Below are 19,913 nucleotides of genomic sequence, written 5' to 3'. Positions count from 1 at the left end.
GAGCCGATAATGCCGGCAGCAATCCCAGGGCCCACGCACTCCCGCGCGATGCGAGGTGAGCGGTGACCGCAGCACTCGAAGGCTTTCTGCAGGCCTTGACCGCCGGACTTCTGATCGGTGCGGTCTATGGCCTGATGTGTGTCGGGCTTGGCCTGATTTTCGGGGTCATGCGGGTCATCAACTTCGCCCAGGGCGACTTCATGATGCTGGGCATGTATGCGGCGTTCTATTTCTTCACCGCGCTCGGCGTGCAGGCCACCTTCGGCAACACCTTTGGGCCGTTCGTGGCGATTCTCCTCGCCGGTCCAGTGCTCGCGGTGTTCGGTTACGCGATCCATCTCGCCCTGATCTCGCGTGTATCAGGCACGCGCACCACCTCCCTCGAGGGTGAAGGTCACTATGCCCAGCTCATTCTGACGCTCGGCATCGCGCTGATCCTGCAGAACGGCGGTCTGATCGTGTTCGGCTCGGTGCTGGCGTCGATCCGCACGCCGCTGTCGAGCTCGGCCTGGGAGCTCGGACCGCTGTTCCATGACGTCAGCGTCTTCGTCAACAAGGCGCGCGGCATCGACGCCGTGGTTTCCCTGGTAACGATGATACTGCTGACCCTGTTGATTACGCGATCGCGGCTCGGAAAGTCGCTGCGGGCCGCAGCCGACAATCCGATAGCGGCAACCTATATGGGGATCGACGTCGATCGCGCGCACCGCGTTGCCTTCGCGCTCGGCACCGGCATAACGGCGATTGCCGGCGGCCTGCTCGCCACCAACTATCCATTTCATCCCTTTGTCGGCGTCGAATACGTCATCGTCATGTATGCCGGCGTCGTGCTCGGCGGCATGGGCAGCATCATCGGTGCCTTCTGGGGCGGCATGACCATCGGCCTGGTGCAGCAGATGTCGACGCTGGTGCTGCCGACACAACTGCAGAACGCGGCGATCTTCGCCGTCTTCCTCCTCATCATCTTCTTCCGTCCGCAAGGCTTCTTCGGACGCATGGTCGAGAGGACGTGACGATGCAGAACCTGCGATCGCTCCTCCCCATTCTGATCTTCACCGCGCTCTATGCCGTGCTGTCGTTGAGCGTCACCAATTCGTACTACCAACTGGTGATGACACTGGTGCCGGTGTGGGCGGTGTTCGGCCTGTCCTGGAATCTGCTCAGCGGATACACCGGCCTGATCTCGTTCGGCCATGCCGCGTTCTTCGGGATTGGCGCCTACACCACCGCGCTCGGTCAGATCTATTTCGATCTTTCGCCATGGATGCTGATCCCGATTGCAGCCATGCTCGGCGGCATCGCCGGATTCCTGATCGGATTTCCGACGTTCCGGCTGTCGGGACACTACTTCGCGCTGGCGATGCTGGCCTATCCGCTCGCCATTCTCTACGTGTTCGAATGGCTCGGCTTCCAGGAAGTCACGTTACCGATCAAGCGCGACAATCCGATCGCCTATATGCAATTTGCGGATCCCCGTCTCTACACTTTGCTGGCGCTCGCCATGATGCTCGGGACGATCCTGCTTACCCGGGCGATCGAAAAATCGCGGTTCGGCATGGCGCTGCTGGCGATCAAGCAGAACGAAGCTGCGGCCGAAGCTGCCGGCATCAACACGCTGGCCTGGAAGCTGCGCGCGATTACCCTGAGCGGAGCGATCGCCGGGGCGATCGGCGCCTTCTACGCCGTCGTGCTGCTGGTGGTGACCCCGCAATCGGTGTTCGGCATGCTGGTATCCGCGCAGGCGCTGACGGTCGCCATGTTCGGTGGGGTGGGAACGGTCTGGGGACCGGTGATCGGCTCCGTGATCCTGATCCCGCTTGCCGAAACCCTCAACGCCGAAGCAGGCTCGCGCTTTCCCGGCATTCAGGGCGTGATCTTCGGTCTTGCGATCATATCCGTCATCCTGGTCGCGCCGGAGGGACTGTTCTGGAAACTGCGTGATTTCTTGCGAAGGCGGGTGACCTCACCCGCCGCGGCAGCTCCGAGCGCGCCAGTTCGGCCTGCCATCGCCAATGCGTCCGCTCTGGAACGATCCAAGAGCGCGGGCGAAGTGGTGCTCGAAGTGCGCAACCTGTCGCGGTCCTTTGGCGGGCTGAAAGCCGTCCAGAACGTCAGCTTCAAACTGCGGCGCAACGAGATCCTTGGAATCATCGGTCCGAATGGCGCCGGAAAGACCACGCTCTTCAACCTGCTGAATGGGTTCCTGCGACCCGGCACTGGCGAGATTCTCCTCGACGGGCGCGACATGTCAGGCCACAAGCCGCACGAGCTCTGCGAGGCCGGTATCGGCCGGACCTTCCAGATCATGCGCCCGTTCTTGCGTATGTCGATTTCGGACAATGTCGTGGTGGGCGCCTATGTCCGTGCGAAAACGGACGCCGAAGCGCGGCAGTTGGCGACCGAGGCGATCGGGCGTGTCGGTCTGTCCGATATTGCCGACCGCATCGCCGGCGAGCTCACGACCAAGGAGTTGCGGCTGATGGAATTGGCCCGCGCGCTCGCCGGGCAACCTCGCATCCTGCTGCTCGACGAAACACTGGCGGGCCTCGGGCACGACGAAGCCAACGAGGTCGTGGCGGTGATCCAGCGCCTCGCCCGCGACGGCATGACGATCGCGATCATCGAGCACACCATGCAGGCGATGGTCCGCCTGGTCGACAGTTTCCTCGTTCTCGACCACGGCGCCGTCATCGTGGAGGGCGAGCCGGAAGCCGTCACGCGCGACAGCCGCGTCATCGAGGCCTATCTCGGCAAGAAGTGGGTGGCCCATGCTCCACATTGAAGGGCTGACCGCCGGCTATTCGGCAATTCCGGTTCTGAATGGCGTCTCGATCAAGGTCGAACAGGGCCAGTTCGTCGCCATCGTCGGCCCAAACGGCGCCGGCAAGACCACACTGTTCAAGACCATTTCCGGGATCGTGCGGCCTAGCGCCGGCACGATCACGTTCGAGGGGACCGATCTGTTGTCGGTTCATCCCGCGCGCCGCCCTCATCTCGGCATCGCCCATGTTCCCGAAGGCCGCCAGGTTTTTCCCTCACTCACCGTGATGGAAAATCTCGAAATGGGCGCGATGACCGAAGCAGGCCACCGCGACTGGAAGCGCAACATCGAGCGCATCTTCGAGTGGCTGCCCGTGCTCGCCGAGCGCCGCGATCAGTTCGCGGGAACATTGTCGGGCGGGCAGCAGCAGATGCTGGCGATCGGCCGGGGACTGGCGTCTTCGCCAAAGCTTCTGATGCTGGATGAACCTTCGATGGGCCTCGCGCCCACGGTAGCCGATTTCATCTTTGAACGGCTGATCGAGATCCGCCGGCAATCGAAGCTGACGATCCTGCTGGTCGAACAGCGCGTGGCTGAGGCACTGGAATCCGCCGATCACGGCTACGTACTCGAAGCCGGTCGGGTCGCGCTCGAAGGCAACAACGAAACTTTGCGGGCGGACGACCGCGTGCGCAAGGCCTATCTCGGCATGTGACGACAAACAACCAAGAAGCAATCGGGAGGAAAAATGAGCCAACAAAAAGAAGCCAACAAGGCAGCCAAAACGTCGCTCACGCGCCGGACCATGCTTTCCGGCGCGGCCGCCGTGGGACTATCGACGATCGCGCGGGCGCAAGCGCCGGCCGAGGTCAGGGTCGGCCTGATCGTGCCGCTTTCCGGCATCTATACCCGCCCCGGCCAGGTGATGCGCATGGGCGCAGAGATGGGTATCGAGCACATCAATGCGCAGGGCGGCATCAAGTCGCTCGGCGGCGCCAAGCTCAAGCTGGTCGTGATCGATTGCGGCGATACCACCGAAAAAGCCAAGAACGCCGCGCAGCGCATGGTGGCGCAAGAGACCGATCTGGTCGCCGCGACCGGGTCGTATCTCAGCTCCTTCACGCTCGCGGTCACCGAGGTCACCGAGCGCGCCGAACTTCCGATGCTCACCCTCTCTTATTCGGACCTGCTTACCGAGCGTGGCTTCAAATACATCTTCCAGACCGCGGCACCCGCAAGCCGGCAGTCGGAACTCGGCCTGCCCGAGCTGATGAAGCTCGCCGAGAACGCTTCCGGCAAGCGTCCCAAGACGGTGGCAATGCTAATGGACAATACGGCGACGTCGGTTGCGACCGCAAAGGCGCTGAAGGAGAAGATCTTTGCGCAGGAAGGCCTGCAGTTGGTCCTGGAGGAAGTCTGGACGCCGCCGCTTTCCGACGCCACGCCGCTGATCCAGAAGGTCAGGTCGGCCCGCCCCGACCTACTGCTCTTCATGCCCAATGCGGTATCCGACGCCAAGCTCGGCCTTGAGAAAATCAACGAGTTCGGGCTGGGCCAGGGCAAGATTCCCACCGTCTCGTTCTCGATCACGATTGCCGAACCCGACATGCTGCAAAGTGTCAGCCCCGAAGTCGTCCAGGGCATCATGACGGTTGTCGCGAACTGGGGATCGAAGGGCCATGAGGACCTGATCGCCGAGCTCAAGGCCAAGTACAAGGAGCCCTGGATGACGCAGAACGTCATCTCGACCTATGGCGACATGTGGTTGATGAAGCTGGCGCTCGAAAAGGCCGGCAAGGTCGATCGGCGTGCAGTTGCGGAAGCGTTCCGGACGATGGATGGCGGCCCCTCGAAACACTACCCCGGCGGTCAGCTGAAATTCGACGAAAAGGGCCGCCGCGTTGGCGCCGGCGTAGTGGTCGTGCAGTGGCAGTCGGGTGTTCCCGTCACCGTCTATCCGCCTGATCTCGCGCAGGCGGCGCCCTTCTGGCCGAAGAAGTCTTCCTGATCTGAACAAGCCTCTTTCGAGATTTTCAAGGAGTCATTGTCATGAGCAAGATTACGCGACGAACGCTGCTTGCCGGCGCCTCGATCGGATTGATGGTGCCCCGTGCATGGGCGCAAGCCCCATCTGAAGTGAAAGTTGGATTGCTGGTGCCGGTGTCCGGCCTTTACGCACGGCCGGGGCTGGTGATGCGCCACGGGGCCGAGATGGCCGTGGATCACATCAACGCACAGGGCGGCGTGAAGTCGCTCGGCGGCGCCAAGCTCAAGCTGGTCGTCCTCGATTCCGGCGACACCACGGAAAAGGCGAAGAACGCGGCGCAGCGCATGGTCGCGCAGGAGCCAGATCTGGTCGCGGCGAGCGGCGCTTATCTGAGTTCGTTTACGCTCGCTGTCACCGAGGTGACGGAGCGCGCCAATCTGCCGGTCCTCACCCTCTCCTACTCCGATCTGATCACCGATCGCGGTTTCAAGTACGTTTTTCAAACGTCCGCGACCGCCGGCTCCCAGGCCAAGCAGGCCCTGCCGCAAATCGTGAAGCTTGCCGAAACCGCTTCCGGCAAGAAGCCAAAGACCGTTGCGATCGTCACCGACAACACCGGGGCATCGGTCGCCTCGGCGAAGTCGATGCGGGACGGCCTGCTTGCCGAGAACGGCCTGCAACTGATCGTCGACGAAACCTTCACCCCGCCGCTCGCCGACGCCACCTCGCTGGTTCAAAAGGTCCGAGCCGCCAGGCCCGACCTGCTGTTCTTCCTGCCGACAGTGATTTCCGACGCAAAGCTGCTGCTCGAGAAGATGAATGAGTTTGGCCTGGGACAAGGCAAGATCCCGACCATCTCGTTCGGCATCGCCATCGCCGAGCCCGACATGCTGCAGACTGTCAGCCCGGAATTGCTGCAGGGCGTGCTCACCTGCGTCGCTAGCTGGGGCGCCAAGGGCCACGAGGCCCTGATCGCCGAGCTCAAATCCCGCTACAAAGAACCCTGGATGACGCAGAACGCGATCTCCACCTATGGCGACATGTGGATCATCAAGGACGCGCTCGAGAAGGCCGGCAAGGCCGATCGGGTCGCGGTCGCCGACGCGTTACGCTCCATGGACGGCGGCCGCTCGAAATATTATCCGCTCGGCGAGATCAAGTTCGACGAAAAAGGCCGTCGTGTCGGCGCCGGCATGACCATCGTGCAGTGGCAATCCGGCGTACCCGTCACCGTATTTCCGCCGCAACTGGCCTTGGCACAGCCGTTCTGGCCCAAGAACTAACCTCAAGGATCTGGAAATCGTCATGGACAAAGCAACCTACGACCGGGGACTCAGAATTCGCAAAAGCGTCCTCGGCGATGAATTCGTCGACAAGGCCATTGCGACGGCCGATGACTTCAATCGTCCGATGCAGGACCTCACGACGGAATATTGCTGGGGCTATGTGTGGGGCCGCGACGGCCTTTCGCACAAGACCCGCAGTTTCCTTAACCTCGCAATGCTGTGCGCGCTCAATCGCCCGCACGAGCTCAAAACTCACGTTCGGGGCGCGCTGGCTAACGGCGCCACCCGCGAGGAAATACGCGAGGTGTTCATGCAGGTCGCAATCTATTGCGGCGTGCCGGCTGGCGTCGACGCTTTTCGCAATGCGCGGGAAGTCTTCGCCGAGCTGGATAAGAAGTAACGGGGAGCCTCGACCGCGATGCTGAAGGGAAAGCGCGCACTCGTGACCGGCGCGACGGCAGGCCTAGGATTTGCCGTGGCGGAAAGCCTTGCCGGCGCGGGCGCCAACATCATCCTTCAGGATCTGGTCGAACCGAGAGAGGCGGCAGACCAGCTTCGCTCTCGCTTTGGCGTCGAGGTGACGAGCGTTGCCGCAGACCTGTCGCGGCCCGAATCCATCGAAATCGTGATGGCCAATTTGCTTGGGCTGGGAGCGGTTGACATCCTGGTGAATAACGCAGTGGTCCGGCACTTCGCGCCGGTCGAGGACTTCGCACCGGAGCGATGGGACGAAGCGCTGGCCGTCAATCTGTCGGCGCCGTTTCACCTGATCCGTCTTGCATTACCCGCGATGAAGAAACGCAACTGGGGCCGCATCATCAATATGGCCTCGATCTACTCGACCCGCGCCATAGCGGACCGCATCGACTACGTGACGACCAAGACCGGCATCCTCGGCATGACCCGGGCGGTCGCGGTCGAGACGGCAACGAGCGGAATCACCTGCAACGCGATCAGCCCGGGCACCCTGCCGACGCCGGCAATCCAGCGAAAGATCGCATCGATCGCAGCCGCCGAGGGCCGCGGCGTTGACAAGACAACCAGCAACTATCTGGCGGCGCGCCAGCCGAGCGGGCGGTTCATCGGCATGGAAAGCGTCGGAGCGATGGTCGTCTTCCTCTCCAGCCCGGCTGGACAGGACATCACCGGCGCGACCCTGCCGATTGACGGAGGTTGGGCCGCCGCATGAGCACGAATGTCCGGTCCTTGGTGGGAGATTTCAATGGCTGAAGCATCGAGCCGCAATGTCGTACTGACCGGGGCGGCCGGCGGCATGGGAGGCGCCATCACCGGGGCGCTGCTCGAAAGCGGGCGCCCGGTCGATCGAGACCATGTTCGGATTGCGGAGATGATGATTCTGCCCGTAAATCGCTATTGAACCAATGCCGGTACCAGGGCGGTAGACGATGGACAAACGCGGTGAACTGCAATTCACGCTTCGAATCGAGGACGTTCCGACCGTTCGCTCGATGGTCGCGCAAAAGCTGCGCGAAGCGATCATGTCGGGAAGGCTGAAGCCGGGCCAGCGGCTGGTCGAACGGGAGCTTTGCGAGATGATGGGTGTGAGCCGGCCGTCCGTCCGCGAGGCGCTCCGGGTGCTGGAGGCAGACGGTCTCGTCAATACGGTTCCTCATCGCGGTCCCGTGGTCAGCACCATCAGTCTCGAGGAAGCAAAGCAGTTGTACGCGGCGCGCGCCGTGCTCGAAGGGTTTGCCGGCCGCGAATGCGCCCGTCTTCGCGATCCAGACGTGGTGCGCAGAATCGGGGAAGCGCTGGCGCGGCTGAAGGCAGCATTCGCCGAGGGCAACTTAACCGCCGCCCTGGAAGCCAAGACGGATTTCTATGCGGCGCTGATTGGCGGCTGCCAGAACGCTTTCATCGAGCGAATGCTCAGACCCCTTCACGACCGCATTACGCTGCTGCGAATTACTTCGATGTCGCACCCGAAACGTATCAACAAGAGCTTGCGAGAGGTCACCGCGATCTGGCGCGCGATCCAGAATGGCGATCCAGATCTCGCCGAGCAGTGTTGCGTCGATCACGTCAAGGCGGCCGCGGTGGCTGCGCTCAGCATGATCGAGCAATCATCCGCTCAAAAGGAAAAGGCAGTGGCGGAGGAATAGCCGGTCCCCGCCAAGGCTTCTCGACAGGCAGACGGCAGATAGGAAATTGCAATGAAGTTCTTAACGATTTTTCCTTTGCTGTTGCTATCGTCATTGCAGGCGCCGCCGGCCTTCGCACAGGAATACCCTAACCGGCCGATCACCCTCGTCGTTCCGTTCTCGGCCGGCGGACCTGGCGACGTGATCGCGCGGCTGCTTGGAACATCGATGAGCGCGACGCTGAAGCAGTCGATCGTCATCGAGAACGCCGTGGGCGCCGGCGGCACGATCGGCACCAATCGCGTCGCCAAGGCAGCGCCGGACGGCTACACGCTGCTGCTGATGCATGTCGGCCAAGCCACCGCACCGGCGCTCTATGCCAAGCTGCCGTTCGATCCGATCGGCGATTTCGCGCCGATCGGTCTCGTCACGGATGTTCCGATGCTTCTGGTGGCGCGAGCGAATTTTCCGCCAAAGGACCTGAAGGAACTTGTCGCCTATGCGCGCGCTCAAGGCGACAAGATCACCTACGGCAATGTGGGCCTGGGCTCCGCCTCGCATCTTTGCGGGCTGATGTTCATGAACGCGATCGACGCAAAGCTTACCCCGATCTATTATAAGGGCGGCGGACCGGCGCTCAACGACATCATCGCCGGTCACATCGACGTCTATTGCGATCCTGCAACCGGACCGACGCCCCATATCCAGGCCGGTACCATTCCGGGCTATGCGATTACCAGCAAGAAACGGGCGGCGACCCTGCCGAATGTGCCGACCTCGGCAGAGGCTGGCGTACCGGCGTTCGACGTCACCACCTGGTACGGAATGTATGCGCCGCGCAACACGCCCAAGCCGATTGTGGATGCGCTGGTCGCCGCCCTGCAAAAGGCGCTCAAGGATCCACCGCTGGTCAACCGCTTCGCCGAACTGAGCATGACGCCGGTTGAGCAAGAGCAAGCCACCCCCGCGGCACTCGATGCCTTCCTTCGAGCCGAAACTGCCAAATGGTCGCGCATCATCAAGCAAGCGGGTATCGAGCCCCAATGAGCGGCTTCGACAAGCAGCGGCATTCTGCTTCGGTGAACCTGCCCACTCAACAAGGCGCCGCAGCCCCGCGATGCTGAACCTCAATGCGGGTTACGCCGACCATGCGATTTCGACCGATGAGAACCCCGCCGATTTCAAAAGCGTCTTGCTATCCGAGTGCGACACTCGAAAAGCCAAGGCTCTCGCGAACGCCCGTCTGCCAGGCCGCCAGAAGTTTATCTCCGATCTCGCGATGAGCAGAATTCTCCCTGAAATACTTCGTTACCTCCCGTGCCAGCTTCGCCAGAACGTCCGCGGCTTGCTCAATGATCCTATTGATCACCTGCAGGGAAAGATCGCAGCGGGTTTGACCTAGACGCACCAACGCTTTGCGGTCCGGCCAGTTGGTCGAGCCATTCAATGTAAGCGCCATGCCGTCCTTCGGCAAATAGGGTACCGTGCTGACGAGATCATAGACCGGCGCAAGACGTGCAGGACCCGTCACATCTTCGTAGATGACACCGAAGTTTTTCAGATGTGCGTCACCATTTCGAAGTGCACAATTGAGGACGAACAGTTTGAAGATATCCTCTAGCGCGTTGCGCTGTATGGCCGGATCAATGAATTCGCGGGCACGCTTGAACAATCGTGTTTCGTAGCCACCATTGTATTTCTCGGTAGTGGGTACACCGTTGAGGACGCAGAAGTCCTCGTAGCCCAGGTAAGTGCCATCGAGCCGCCGATCGAAGCGCTTCACAACTATGGCGGCACCGTTCTCCGAAAGCTGGAAATCCGGGACGGTCAATCCTATGGCCTTTGCGGCCGACAGGCAGAAATGTTCGTTGGCGGCCAGTTCGGGGTATTCGTTCGGGTCCCAAAACTTTACGATGTGTGTAGCGCTGCGGAAGCTCTGGGACCAGCGATCACCTGCACCTTTTCCAACGTCATCGACGGCGCGGATCATCACCTTGGGCTGGATGCCCGAAAGCCCTGAATGGACCGCGAACTTCTCAAGCAGATAGGCAAACAATTCGCCACCGCGCTTTGCGCTGAGTATCTCGTCGATCGATTGGAATGGAACGTCCTCGTTCAGCTCGGCATCGAGTTCGGAGTAACGTATGCGCCCGATCTGGGTTCGTCCAACAACTGCTAGCAAGTCGAAATCATCAAACGTTCCGGTCGCCTTGGCAAAACTTCGCATGAGGTACGCCCGGAGAGCCCCCTCGGGCAGATTCATGTCGAATATCGGCGCAAGACCATGTTGCGTATTCCAAGATGCTGTTCGCACTGGCATGGTGATCGAGACGGCACGTTCGGCTGCCACTTTCGGCTCGTAGACGAAGGCTGTCCCACGCGGCCCATGGCGGTCCAAATATCCGGCGGGCTGTTGATTGGCCCAGACGCGGAGCATTAGCGAGCCTCTTCCGCTGTCAGATCCTCAAGTGTCGGACGACCACGATTGAACTGGGTCAATCTCAGGTCGAGATCCAACGCATTCAAGATGCGAAGCAGATGTTTGATACCCATTTCCGCAAGGCGCGCATTCTCAAGCGCCTCCAGTCGTGCGCGGCTGATGCCTGCAGCTTGTGCCAGCTTGGTCTGCGACCATCCCTTGGATTTACGGGCCGCCTTAACACGCTCACCCAGTTCGATAAGATCCATGCTTGCATCCTATAATAGTCAATTCTCTCCTTTAACCCCATCTGCCTACTATAATGGGCATCTCCGCTCGGCGCAATGCCTTGTATAGTAGTTATTTTATGAAGAATCGGTATAAATGGCTTCTTAAGTAGGCAAACCTGGAGCCGTCTGCCGTCAAGCTTGGCTGAAACATCTCCTACGCTCGGTTCTGCATCTACGCTACCGAGCCCAGCAAGCGATGTGACCAAGGGCGCATGCGTGACTGCCCCATTGAGGCCCCGCCCCGTTCGTTTGGTCGCCGGCTAGCCGCCGCACTTTGGCAGAAGATTGGACACATCTCCAACCAGCTCAGGCATGACCCTGCTCCGCCGTACGCTTACCCGTCACCAGGCCCTCTATATGGTGCTTGATCACCTCAATAATTTTCAGCGAATTGTCACCTGGAAAGGACGCCCATTCCCTCAGCAACGGTAGCTGCCGGATACTGGTCAGGTGATTGGGACTCTTTTCATAGAAAGCGCCGAGCAGATCCGGCGTCTTCACGGCGATCTCGTTACCGGGCATATAGCCGGTGGAATTGACCATCGCGGTCTGGCCGACCGGCCCGGTGGTGAACTTCACATATTTCCAGGCGGCAGCATGTCGCCCATGGGCCACAGCTCGGTTCCGGGATCGGGCAATCGGCTCTTGACGGCGACCGGCTTGAAATTCACGGCGTTCTCGCCGATCGGGAACGTGACGCATCCCTGGCTTCCGAGATATTTGGCGGCACGGGTCACGCCGTCAGGGAGCGTGACATGGACCGCCTTGTTGGCGCGATCGATAACGGGCATGCCGAGCCTTGCGCGATGTCCGTAGGACGCCGTGAAGAACCCAACATTTGCGACCGCGAAATCGGGCGCCAGGCCGGTCATGAATACAGCGGAACACATGACCTTCGCATATCCGGCGGCATGATGCGTCAAGGGATCGCCTGGCGGCGGCACATAGGGCGTATCGAGTTCGAATGATTTCGCGCGGGCGATGAGCGCGTCTTTGGTGGGAGCCTGCGCAGCCGCCGTCGCGCCGGTGAGAGCCACAAGAATCGTCACCAGAAGACACTTATTCATGATCGCTCCCGCGATAAACGAACGACAATCGTGTGGTTCAATTGCCGCGCATGCAACACATCCTCACAAGTATCTGAGTGAGGGTATGGACCAGCCCTCGCGGCGTAGGATATCAGATCGGCGGCGCAACCGCTCGGTTGCTGGCTACGGCCGACGACTTCCGTTCGGGTCAGCACGGGACGTCCCTCAAACCCAGACGCCGCGTCCGCGTTAATCACCGGAAGCGGGGCCTTGTGTCGTCGAGGCGCTCGTCCCGTTTGGGCCCAAGAGCAGACTTCGACGGACCACCAACGGAAACGAGCGCAACGCGTCGCCTGATCAGTCGCTCCGGTTTGTCAAGAACCCACGTTAACGGCTCGGCCCGTACAGGCGGAAATAGGCAAACCAGGATTGCCCAAGATCATGGGCACCAAATCGCGCGAGGTTGGCCGCAGCGTCACGGCCAGCGCTACATGTCAACGCTAACTGACCCGCAGGGCTTGAAGGTTTGGAGCGAGCGCCCGTGCAAGCATCCCTCATGTTTCTGGGCGTAGGCAAGCACGCCCATGATAATCAAAGCCACCACGACCAATCCGACTACTAGGTTCTGCACCATGGCTGCCACTCCAGGTGAACTCATGAACAAGGCGACCGGCGCGAATCGTAGGGATCAACGCCGGGGCAGCGCTCCCTCTCAAGCTGGGGCTGAAATGATCAGCGAGAGGTCGCGCAGCCAAAGAGAGCACAACCGTCGACCTGATGGCAGTGCAAACTTGTGTCGCGCTGCGCAAATTCGATGCGCGATCAGAAGCCGCGTCTTCGAAAATTCGCCTGTTTGGCCGCCATTTCCGCGATGCTGGCCTTTCGGGGCGAGCAGCCGAAAGGGACCTTGATGATCAGCTGTTTGTGCGCCTGCCAAGCGCCACCCGAAGGACGCCCGTGCCCCGCTTCAGGTGATGGACCGCGATTACCAGAGGCTAAGCGGCGTTTGTCCGTGGGTGGAACGCCATGGTCGCCCGGCAATGCCCTGAAATTCGATTCCCGCGAAAACCAACAACGGCCGATTTCTGCTTCGGGGGCCAAATCCGGCCGTCCTCACCTGTCCTACTCCACGTCCGCTCTACTCCCGAGAGCGAGCTTGGCTGGCGCCGCTGGAAACGGGAGTCGCTGGCCTTAGTTACTACAGAGATAGTGGAAGAAATTGAAACTGAAGCCGCGTTTACGCAGCCCGCGATGTAGTTCTTGGCAAGGACAATTTGCTGGGCGGTACCTTTCCTTCCCTGACCTTTGTTTTCGTCTCGTCCAGACGGCTGCAACTCGGACATTGAAATACGTGGAGGATCGTTGCCGGGTTTTCTTCCCGGACCAGCGTCGAACGGACCCACCGCATTTCGATAAGACAATGGGGACAGATAGGCGGCTCTAATTGGTCAATGGATCGTTTAAGCCTCTCCACCGCTACTCCCTGTCTTCATTGTCCCTCGACAAACGCTAATTATGGCGTTCTCATCACGTAGTTACCTAGAGCCTTGTAGTGATACCTCAACTTTTGCACCTTCGTCCCGTTCCGATGGATCAGGACACGTAGTATATCAATTTGGGACGCTGCTACGTCCTGTAAGCGGATGCGGTAGAGCCGGGTGCATTTTTCGGGTAAATATTGATTCGCTCCTTGATGAACGCTGGCGGACAGGCAGGCGAGTGCCGCGCAGTCCCTCCCGAAAGCTGAGGTGGCTTTGACATGAGCAATAACACCCAGATTACCGTTCATTTCTCATGTCCCGATTGCCTCACGATCTATCGAGCAAGCCAGGAACGAACAGCGGACGACTGTCCGCAGAGTTCTATTGCGGATGCTGCGGGACGCCGGTTCATGAATGGACAGGGTTCTATTATTTTCGAACTGGAAAGCGGTATTCAAGATCGTGCCCAACGGCACACGGTTTTGGTAGAGATGGCCGGTGCCGCCACGGGATGCGGCGACCCTCGTCCGCATGCGATCTTGCCATTCAAGTCAGTCATGCGGCCTTGCACTTGGGTCGCGGTCCAAGGCGACCCTATTGATCCAACTCTTTCAAGATCATGTCACGGTGGGCGATGTGCTGTGCCTGCGTTTGGTAGAATACTTCAAGCAGACTTTCGGCTTGCGTAACGTCGTGGCCGTCACGCCTGAGCGTGGCGATGCGTTGTTCTTGTTCTGCGATGTGTCGTTCGCCTTCGGCGACCCAACGTTCGACCTCCTGAAGGTGCCGCAAGTGCATTGCTCGATTATTCATCGGACGGCATCAGGTCAGTGTTTTCGAACCCGGCGAGTTCAGCCAACCCTGCACATGCACGTTCTTCTCAATTTGACGCGCTCTACGCAACAACTGATCCCGCTTAACCCCAGCGGGAGTACCACGGGCTTCTTTGCGCAGCCGTGCTGCCTGCGCGGACGGGCTTTGATCGAAACGATAGACTTGATTAAGGGACTCTTGCTCCATCACTCACTTACTCCCTGTTCGATAGGCGGGAGCGCAACTGGCGTTCTCATCACCGATAGATGCCTTCAGGCGGGACTAAATTCAACGTCCAAGGAGGTTGGTCGTTCCTAATAGGTCAGCGATCTTGGCATTCGGCTTACGCTAACAGCAGCCCGATGGCGCAGGCGAGGGACAGCATCAAAGCCACCGTCATCTTTGCTGGTAGGTGGTCACGGTTCTTCGTTCCGGCTCATTCCTCGATGCATCCTGCAGGACTAGACCATCCCCTTTTGCCACTCTCTAGCATCGCTCTTTCAACTTCTGAGGCCAGTACCGTCAAGTGTGCCGCCAGTCGGTCGAATAGCTCTCGCTTCTTGGGATCGGTCGCCGTGTTTCGGATTAGCTCACATTCTGTCGCGTCGCTCCGCAGCTTTTCCAACTGCGCTGATATGTCCTGCATCGGACGCCCCCCTGCTTGCTCTGCCCCATCAGACACGCGAAACCGGCGAGAGACAATAACAAAGGCTAGGCGATCTGCTCGAAGGTCTCCATGCCGAAGCAGCTACGTGGCGCGACTGCTATCAAAGCAGTGCGTCGAAAGCGACCCGCAAGCGGACTCGATTACAGCGTCTGGACTGTACATCGCAGTCATCTGATTGATGCGGGCAGCGCGGTAAGCACTAGCCAGTCGACGGCCATCGGTTTGCCTCCTACCTGCTTGCCGACAATCAGCCGGGTGGGACGGCCCAACTTGAACGTTATCTGAATATCATTTTGGGGAACCAGTCACCCGATTCGTGCTTTACATTCGTTGGAGGTACACATGGCAGCAAGACAATCAGCATGGAAGCGGTCTGGATCGCCCATCGGCAAGAAGGGACCGCGCAAAGCAAATCCCAAATACAAGCGACGCTCACGCCAGCCGTGGAGCGACAAGGAAGTGAAGCAGCTACGCTCACTGGCTAAGGCCAACACGCCAACTGGCGTGATGAGCCTGAAGATGGAGCGTCCTCCCGCGTCGATTGCGAGCAAGGCGAAACGCGAGGGCATCTCGCTGCGGCCCACCAATCGCTCCCCTTACAATCGGCGCAAGACTGCGAAGGAGGCTAGGCGCTAGTTCGTGTTGACGGTCTTTCTTCAAGTACCTGACTAACGTCAGGCTGTTCGAGGCCGTCAGCGCGAACACATAGGCAGGGCATCTCCGCTCCGCACTGACAACCAAGTTCATTTGTCCACGCACGTTGGGGGATGGTTCTCGCACACCCAGCCGATACCGAGACAGACCTTGCAGTCAGGGTCGATCATGAGACGAGTTTGATGGGCTGGCGTCGGTACGCATCGATTGCGTAGTTGGAAAGAACGAGTCTGCGCCGTTCTCCGCACCTGAACCGTTCGATGATTTCATCGAGCAAGAAGTTGGCAGACCAGTTCGGCTCCCCGAGTTCACCCGTTCTCTCAAGGACACTCCAGGCAATCGCGAAGGACTGCTCTATTAGGTCAGTGTTCGTCATGCGGGTAGAACGGCTCCGCAATCGCTGTGTTCCTAGAGGCGGGAACGCCTGTCGATTACGCAAGCACGAACTAGAACGACGAAAAACCCGACACGAATGTCGGGCTGATCGCAAATATACTTCTAGGGTCGGTAATGCGGATAGCAGACCATCATCCGTCCGAACTGTCTGCGCACAAAGTAACAGAGGAACAAGAATGGTGGGCAGGCACATCTTGGGTGGCTGGTGAACCAAAATCCGTCCTTCCGAAACACGTGATTGGAGGTGCGATTGACGTGATTGGTGGTACGCATGTCGAACTTCGTAGTCCTCTTAGTGGAGGACGATATGTTCCAGCGTCATATGTCTGGCACAACCGTGAAACCTATGCCGGTCGGTACGGCGTTCTTGCAAAAGCCTTTTCCTCCCGAACGGTTGCTAGATATGGTTCGTGAGTAACAAAAGCGTGGGGCCTCGCTCCAAAGTTCGCGAGCATACCCCACGCCCGCAGTCCACCGCCAATTCCTTGCGGACAGCGGCGGCTGAATTTCCGACCTTATCGACGGCCTTCTGCAAATCTTCCTTCGAGATGTTCAGGTGCTTCGTCCAATAACGAACCTCTTGCTTCAAGTTCATTTTGATCTTGCTTCGGTCAGGCTGCTCTTTCGGCGTCAGGGTATCCATCATCAGGCTTTCCTCGCTATCCGACGCTTGGTGACCCGATCTGGTCCGCGTAGATAGCGAAGCCCTTCCACTGCTAGCGCCTTTTCGTCTGCGTTCATCCCGGCCAGATGCGCTGCAAGTCTCTCCCTCGTTGCTTGGGCCTGATCGGGGGTGAGATTAGCAATCATCGTGTACGCCTGCATGACCCGTTCGATAGCTCCCTGCATCGTAGTTCCTCCCGGTGCGGGAAACTCTGAAATGAATGTTCCGTTCCAGAGTTGGAGCCTACTACAAAGGAGGATTGCCATTGGACCGGGTGACGCGCTGTTTGCACTGCGAGAAGCGTATGGTTCCTCTGCCCAGTTCTAGCAGACGCACCGAGTTGAGTACGTGTTCTGCGACAGATTAGACCCGATGGAGACCAGCGATGGCTTCAAAGGACAGGCAGTCCGCTCGCTGATCCGATTGCCGAGACGACAGCCGCTCGAACCTGACCCGCGCAGGCTCGTACTTGGTCCAACAAACAAGACCCGCCGCATAGGCAGGATGCGACGGGCCTGGAGAGATTGTCGAGATCATGTCCTCTTACCGGGACGTATCGAAAACCTGATGACAGCCCGATCCGTTCCTACCGATAGCAGATTTTAGGAAGCGTCCTTGTTCCGTGTGAACCGCGGCGGGTTCGGGTCGTCTTGGAAGTATCTTGGGGTCATCACTTCCGTCCACCCGGTACTCTGCGCTGTGGCTTGGGCAAATTCGGCCTTCAGGCGGTCGCGCGCGGCGCACAAGTGTCGATTTTGGTGAGCATCCGCTGCAACAGGGCCTCTGCGGAGGTCGTGCCGATCTCTGCCCGCTGGAGCAGCAACAGTTCCTTCCGCTGCCTACTGACCTGTATACGCATGAACGCGATTTCCGAACGGATGTAATCGAATCCGCGGCTCAATACGGCAAGGCGTTGCCTTTGAGTACGAGGTTCTCGAGTGATCCATTGGCCGCCGCACCGCTCATGCCATGCTTGCGATTCTGAATTTCGCGATCGTCTGGCAGGTGCTCGGATCGATGCAGGTCGCTCGATTACGTTACAGCGCGTCAGGGGTGCGCGTTGGCGAGGATTTGTCCTCATTGCGCAACTCTTGTTGGGCTAAGTGCCAAAATTCATCTTCCCGATCTTTGGGCAGTCGGCTTTTTCCCAGAGTTGGTACCCTCGCGCCTCGATCTCTTGTTTGCTCGGTTCGAGCATTACATTTCTCCAAGTTGGAGCACGGCCCCACCTTCTGGGGGCTTGGGGCATATCGGCGGGACCGTGCCAGACCAGCTTGGAGAGACTGGCCACCCGATTCAAGTCCACATGAAGCCGCTCGTTCCTAGCCGGGACTGCCCACAAGACAAAGGCCAAGCGGGCATTACAACGTAGCCGGTACTGTCCCGCTCCTCGCGAGGATTCGTAATAAAAATGGCCCCAGCGCGAGGTCTGCGCCGAGGCCATCCAAAGTATTCCCTTTTCAAATTGCCAGACGGAGTAGTGGGTACCCATCTGGCGCGCCGACAGAAGCAGGAAAAGGTGGCAACGTCTGTTCAATAGTGAACAGAACGCCGGAACTCGGTGAGCCCGCCAGCCCCGCGTCGGGCCGTTCTTGGGGTACCCGCAGTACTGAGAGGTCGAATCCATCGCTCCGGCGGATTGTGGACAACCGGGAGAAAGTGGCGATCCCGCTACCTCCTCGCAGAGTGCCGGGGTCGTTTCTTCGAAAATTGGCACAGACATTGCTGAAATTTCACGGATACAAACGCCCCCTAAATACTATCATTCTGGACGCACCATACGGCGTGGAGGCACACAGTGGCCATCTACCGATTGTTGCAGAACGTCCCGTTGGGGCCCGAGGAGATAAGGCGGCTTACGGATGCTTACGAGCGAACACTGAGCGCTCTGTCCGTAAAAGACCGCAACGATCCCTTTACCGAATTCATTGCCAAATAGATCTTCGAGATCGGTCAGATCGGACTTAGAGACCCCGAGCAAATTTCGGCTCGTGCGATTGAAGAACTTGGACTTCTGTGAGGTGTGGTATCGGCGAAGGCACTGGCGGCGGCAAGCCCGCACCACGGAATGGATAGTTTTGCAATCCGATGGCCACCGCGACCAGAGCACACCATGAGTGGCCCAGCACAACAGGAGCGCGCAACCCGAGTTGATGAAAAACTTTCACGAACAGCGCCGCTTTGGAGTTCGCAGTCCAGATGGCCGGCCGTTGGCCATCCGAAGCCAGGCCGATCAAAGCATAGATCCCGGTTGGCGCGAGCACGGTCCGCAAGTCCCGCTGATGATGAGATCCTGGATCGCCGAGCCGTTACTATGGAACAGGACCGCGCTCGGCACTTCCGGATCACAACGCTCGATGTAATGAAGCTGCGCGCCTTCGCACTCGATGAAACCGCCGATGGGGGTACTTCCGTTCGGCCTCACTAGAACAAGAAGAATGCCTACAGGATGACGAAGACAATTTCGCAGAGAGTATTTGCTGAGCCTCGCGCGTGAGTAACCAGCCGATTTGCACCAAGCGAAGAGCCAGTCACCAGCATAACTGGGAAATGGAGCCGTCTAACGGCATCGGCGGAAAAGGCTGGCGGGCTTAGGAACGGTCTCACCGACATCGCGTTCTCGCCAAGGAGCTGGGGCAAGTCATCAACCTGCAATCAGCGGAGAACAAAGATGGCAAATCCACGCCAGGAGGACAAGTCTACGCAAGGCATAGAAGACGCAGCCCGCCGCGCCGGCGAAAGAGCTGCTGAGCAGACCACCCGTATCGGACAAGCTGCAGCCGATCAGGCGGCGCGCGTCGGGCAAGCTGCGGCTGAAGCCGGAGAGCAATTGGCTCAAGCAAGTGCGAACCTGCTCAAGCAAAACGCCGAGACGTTGCAGAACACATGGCGCTTCGGCTTGGAAGCGGCGACCTCGGTCATCGGACGGTCTACCGAGCAACTTGGTCGCACGCTCGGCGTGTCAGGAGAAGGGGTACGACAGGCGACGGAGGCAACGGAACGGTCGGCACGCAACGCGCAAACGCTGCTTTACACAGGTACCGCTGCTGCCAGAGTGATGGGTGGAATGTCTCAAGAGTACTTCCAGATGGTTCGGCATCAAGTCGAGAAGAACATGGACCACTTGAAGGAGTTGTGGACCTGCCGAACTCCTCAGGACTTTGCAGCCGTACAAAGTGACATGGTGCGTGAGACCGTGGAAACCGCACTGGAGAGCAGCCGTCGGATGGCTGACATGTCGCTCAAAATGGCCGACGACGCCGGAAAGCAGATCACACAAAGTATGGAAGAGATCCGGCGCACCGCCTAGCCCGGGCGTACAGGTTCGATTTTTAAGAAGAGCGGCTGCTGTCAGCCGCTCTTGC

General features: G+C 59.5%; 19 protein-coding genes. 12 read left to right on the top strand and 7 right to left on the bottom strand.

The annotated features are described in order from the left end of the window. Positions 1 to 62: 62 nt before the first annotated feature. The 10 genes from LMTR13_RS09475 to LMTR13_RS09435 are packed head-to-tail and all read left to right on the top strand — an operon-like array spanning position 63 to position 9,183. Positions 63 to 1,013, top strand: a complete 951-nt coding sequence (locus tag LMTR13_RS09475) for a branched-chain amino acid ABC transporter permease (RefSeq protein ID WP_083218948.1) — start codon at positions 63 to 65, stop codon at positions 1,011 to 1,013. Between the two features lie 2 nt (positions 1,014 to 1,015). Continuing rightward, a complete protein-coding gene (locus tag LMTR13_RS09470; RefSeq protein WP_197521054.1) occupies positions 1,016 to 2,782 on the top strand; it encodes a branched-chain amino acid ABC transporter ATP-binding protein/permease in 1,767 nt (588 codons plus the stop codon). Beyond that, entirely contained in the window at positions 2,769 to 3,476 is a 708-nt protein-coding gene (locus LMTR13_RS09465; protein WP_065727639.1) for an ABC transporter ATP-binding protein, read from the top strand. The genes LMTR13_RS09470 and LMTR13_RS09465 overlap by 14 nt, the downstream gene beginning before the upstream one ends. Positions 3,477 to 3,509: 33 nt before the next feature. Continuing rightward, a complete protein-coding gene (locus tag LMTR13_RS09460; RefSeq protein ID WP_065727638.1) occupies positions 3,510 to 4,769 on the top strand; it encodes an ABC transporter substrate-binding protein in 1,260 nt (419 codons plus the stop codon). Positions 4,770 to 4,810: 41 nt separating this feature from the next. Then, positions 4,811 to 6,031, top strand: coding sequence for an ABC transporter substrate-binding protein (locus LMTR13_RS09455; protein WP_065727637.1), 1,221 nt, complete (start codon positions 4,811 to 4,813; stop codon positions 6,029 to 6,031). A gap of 22 nt (positions 6,032 to 6,053) precedes the next feature. After that, positions 6,054 to 6,434, top strand: coding sequence for a carboxymuconolactone decarboxylase family protein (locus LMTR13_RS09450; RefSeq protein WP_065727636.1), 381 nt, complete (start codon positions 6,054 to 6,056; stop codon positions 6,432 to 6,434). 18 nt (positions 6,435 to 6,452) lie between these two features. Further along, positions 6,453 to 7,223 carry an SDR family oxidoreductase gene (locus LMTR13_RS09445; protein WP_156795524.1) on the top strand — a complete coding sequence of 257 codons (771 nt, stop codon included), beginning with the start codon at positions 6,453 to 6,455 and terminating at the stop codon, positions 7,221 to 7,223. A gap of 33 nt (positions 7,224 to 7,256) precedes the next feature. Further along, positions 7,257 to 7,412 (top strand): hypothetical protein, encoded by a 156-nt coding sequence (locus LMTR13_RS40495; RefSeq protein WP_236843323.1) that lies wholly within the window; start codon positions 7,257 to 7,259, stop codon positions 7,410 to 7,412. Between the two features lie 28 nt (positions 7,413 to 7,440). After that, complete coding sequence (locus LMTR13_RS09440; RefSeq protein WP_065727635.1) at positions 7,441 to 8,157, top strand: GntR family transcriptional regulator; 717 nt, start codon at positions 7,441 to 7,443, stop codon at positions 8,155 to 8,157. 51 nt (positions 8,158 to 8,208) lie between these two features. Then, positions 8,209 to 9,183, top strand: a complete 975-nt coding sequence (locus LMTR13_RS09435) for a tripartite tricarboxylate transporter substrate-binding protein (RefSeq protein ID WP_065727634.1) — start codon at positions 8,209 to 8,211, stop codon at positions 9,181 to 9,183. Positions 9,184 to 9,331: 148 nt separating this feature from the next. Here LMTR13_RS09435 and LMTR13_RS09430 read toward each other — a convergent pair whose 3' ends face one another. The 6 genes from LMTR13_RS09430 to LMTR13_RS38985 all read right to left on the bottom strand — a co-directional run bounded on the left by LMTR13_RS09430 (position 9,332) and on the right by LMTR13_RS38985 (position 14,374). Beyond that, positions 9,332 to 10,573 carry a type II toxin-antitoxin system HipA family toxin gene (locus LMTR13_RS09430; RefSeq protein ID WP_083218947.1) on the bottom strand — a complete coding sequence of 414 codons (1,242 nt, stop codon included), beginning with the start codon at positions 10,571 to 10,573 and terminating at the stop codon, positions 9,332 to 9,334. Continuing rightward, the gene (locus LMTR13_RS09425; protein ID WP_065727633.1) at positions 10,573 to 10,824 is read right to left on the bottom strand and encodes a helix-turn-helix domain-containing protein; all 252 of its coding nucleotides are present in this window, start codon (positions 10,822 to 10,824) and stop codon (positions 10,573 to 10,575) included. Before LMTR13_RS09425 ends, LMTR13_RS09430 begins: the two co-directional genes overlap by 1 nt. A 327-nt stretch (positions 10,825 to 11,151) precedes the next feature. Beyond that, positions 11,152 to 11,424: a type 2 periplasmic-binding domain-containing protein gene (locus LMTR13_RS09420; protein ID WP_065727632.1), complete on the bottom strand. Its 273-nt coding sequence runs from the start codon at positions 11,422 to 11,424 to the stop codon at positions 11,152 to 11,154. After that, positions 11,421 to 11,912 (bottom strand): hypothetical protein, encoded by a 492-nt coding sequence (locus LMTR13_RS09415; protein WP_065727631.1) that lies wholly within the window; start codon positions 11,910 to 11,912, stop codon positions 11,421 to 11,423. Before LMTR13_RS09415 ends, LMTR13_RS09420 begins: the two co-directional genes overlap by 4 nt. A 2,036-nt stretch (positions 11,913 to 13,948) precedes the next feature. Next, positions 13,949 to 14,167 carry a hypothetical protein gene (locus LMTR13_RS09410; RefSeq protein WP_065727630.1) on the bottom strand — a complete coding sequence of 73 codons (219 nt, stop codon included), beginning with the start codon at positions 14,165 to 14,167 and terminating at the stop codon, positions 13,949 to 13,951. A gap of 9 nt (positions 14,168 to 14,176) precedes the next feature. After that, positions 14,177 to 14,374 (bottom strand): hypothetical protein, encoded by a 198-nt coding sequence (locus LMTR13_RS38985; protein WP_083218945.1) that lies wholly within the window; start codon positions 14,372 to 14,374, stop codon positions 14,177 to 14,179. Between the two features lie 802 nt (positions 14,375 to 15,176). Here LMTR13_RS38985 and LMTR13_RS09405 point away from each other — a divergent pair. Then, positions 15,177 to 15,470, top strand: coding sequence for a hypothetical protein (locus LMTR13_RS09405; RefSeq protein ID WP_156795523.1), 294 nt, complete (start codon positions 15,177 to 15,179; stop codon positions 15,468 to 15,470). A gap of 811 nt (positions 15,471 to 16,281) precedes the next feature. On the opposite strand, the gene LMTR13_RS09395 is transcribed toward LMTR13_RS09405, so the two are convergent. Then, a complete protein-coding gene (locus LMTR13_RS09395; RefSeq protein WP_083219426.1) occupies positions 16,282 to 16,527 on the bottom strand; it encodes a DUF3606 domain-containing protein in 246 nt (81 codons plus the stop codon). A 2,692-nt stretch (positions 16,528 to 19,219) separates the two neighbouring features. Here LMTR13_RS09395 and phaP point away from each other — a divergent pair. Beyond that, a complete protein-coding gene (gene phaP / locus LMTR13_RS09375; protein ID WP_065727625.1) occupies positions 19,220 to 19,858 on the top strand; it encodes a phasin family protein in 639 nt (212 codons plus the stop codon). Positions 19,859 to 19,913 lie beyond the last annotated feature (55 nt).

The organism is Bradyrhizobium icense (assembly GCF_001693385.1).
In the GTDB taxonomy this organism is placed as follows: Bacteria; Pseudomonadota; Alphaproteobacteria; order Rhizobiales; family Xanthobacteraceae; genus Bradyrhizobium; species Bradyrhizobium icense.
Note: the sequence above shows the minus strand (reverse complement) of the source record. Positions and strands in the feature narration are given on the sequence as shown.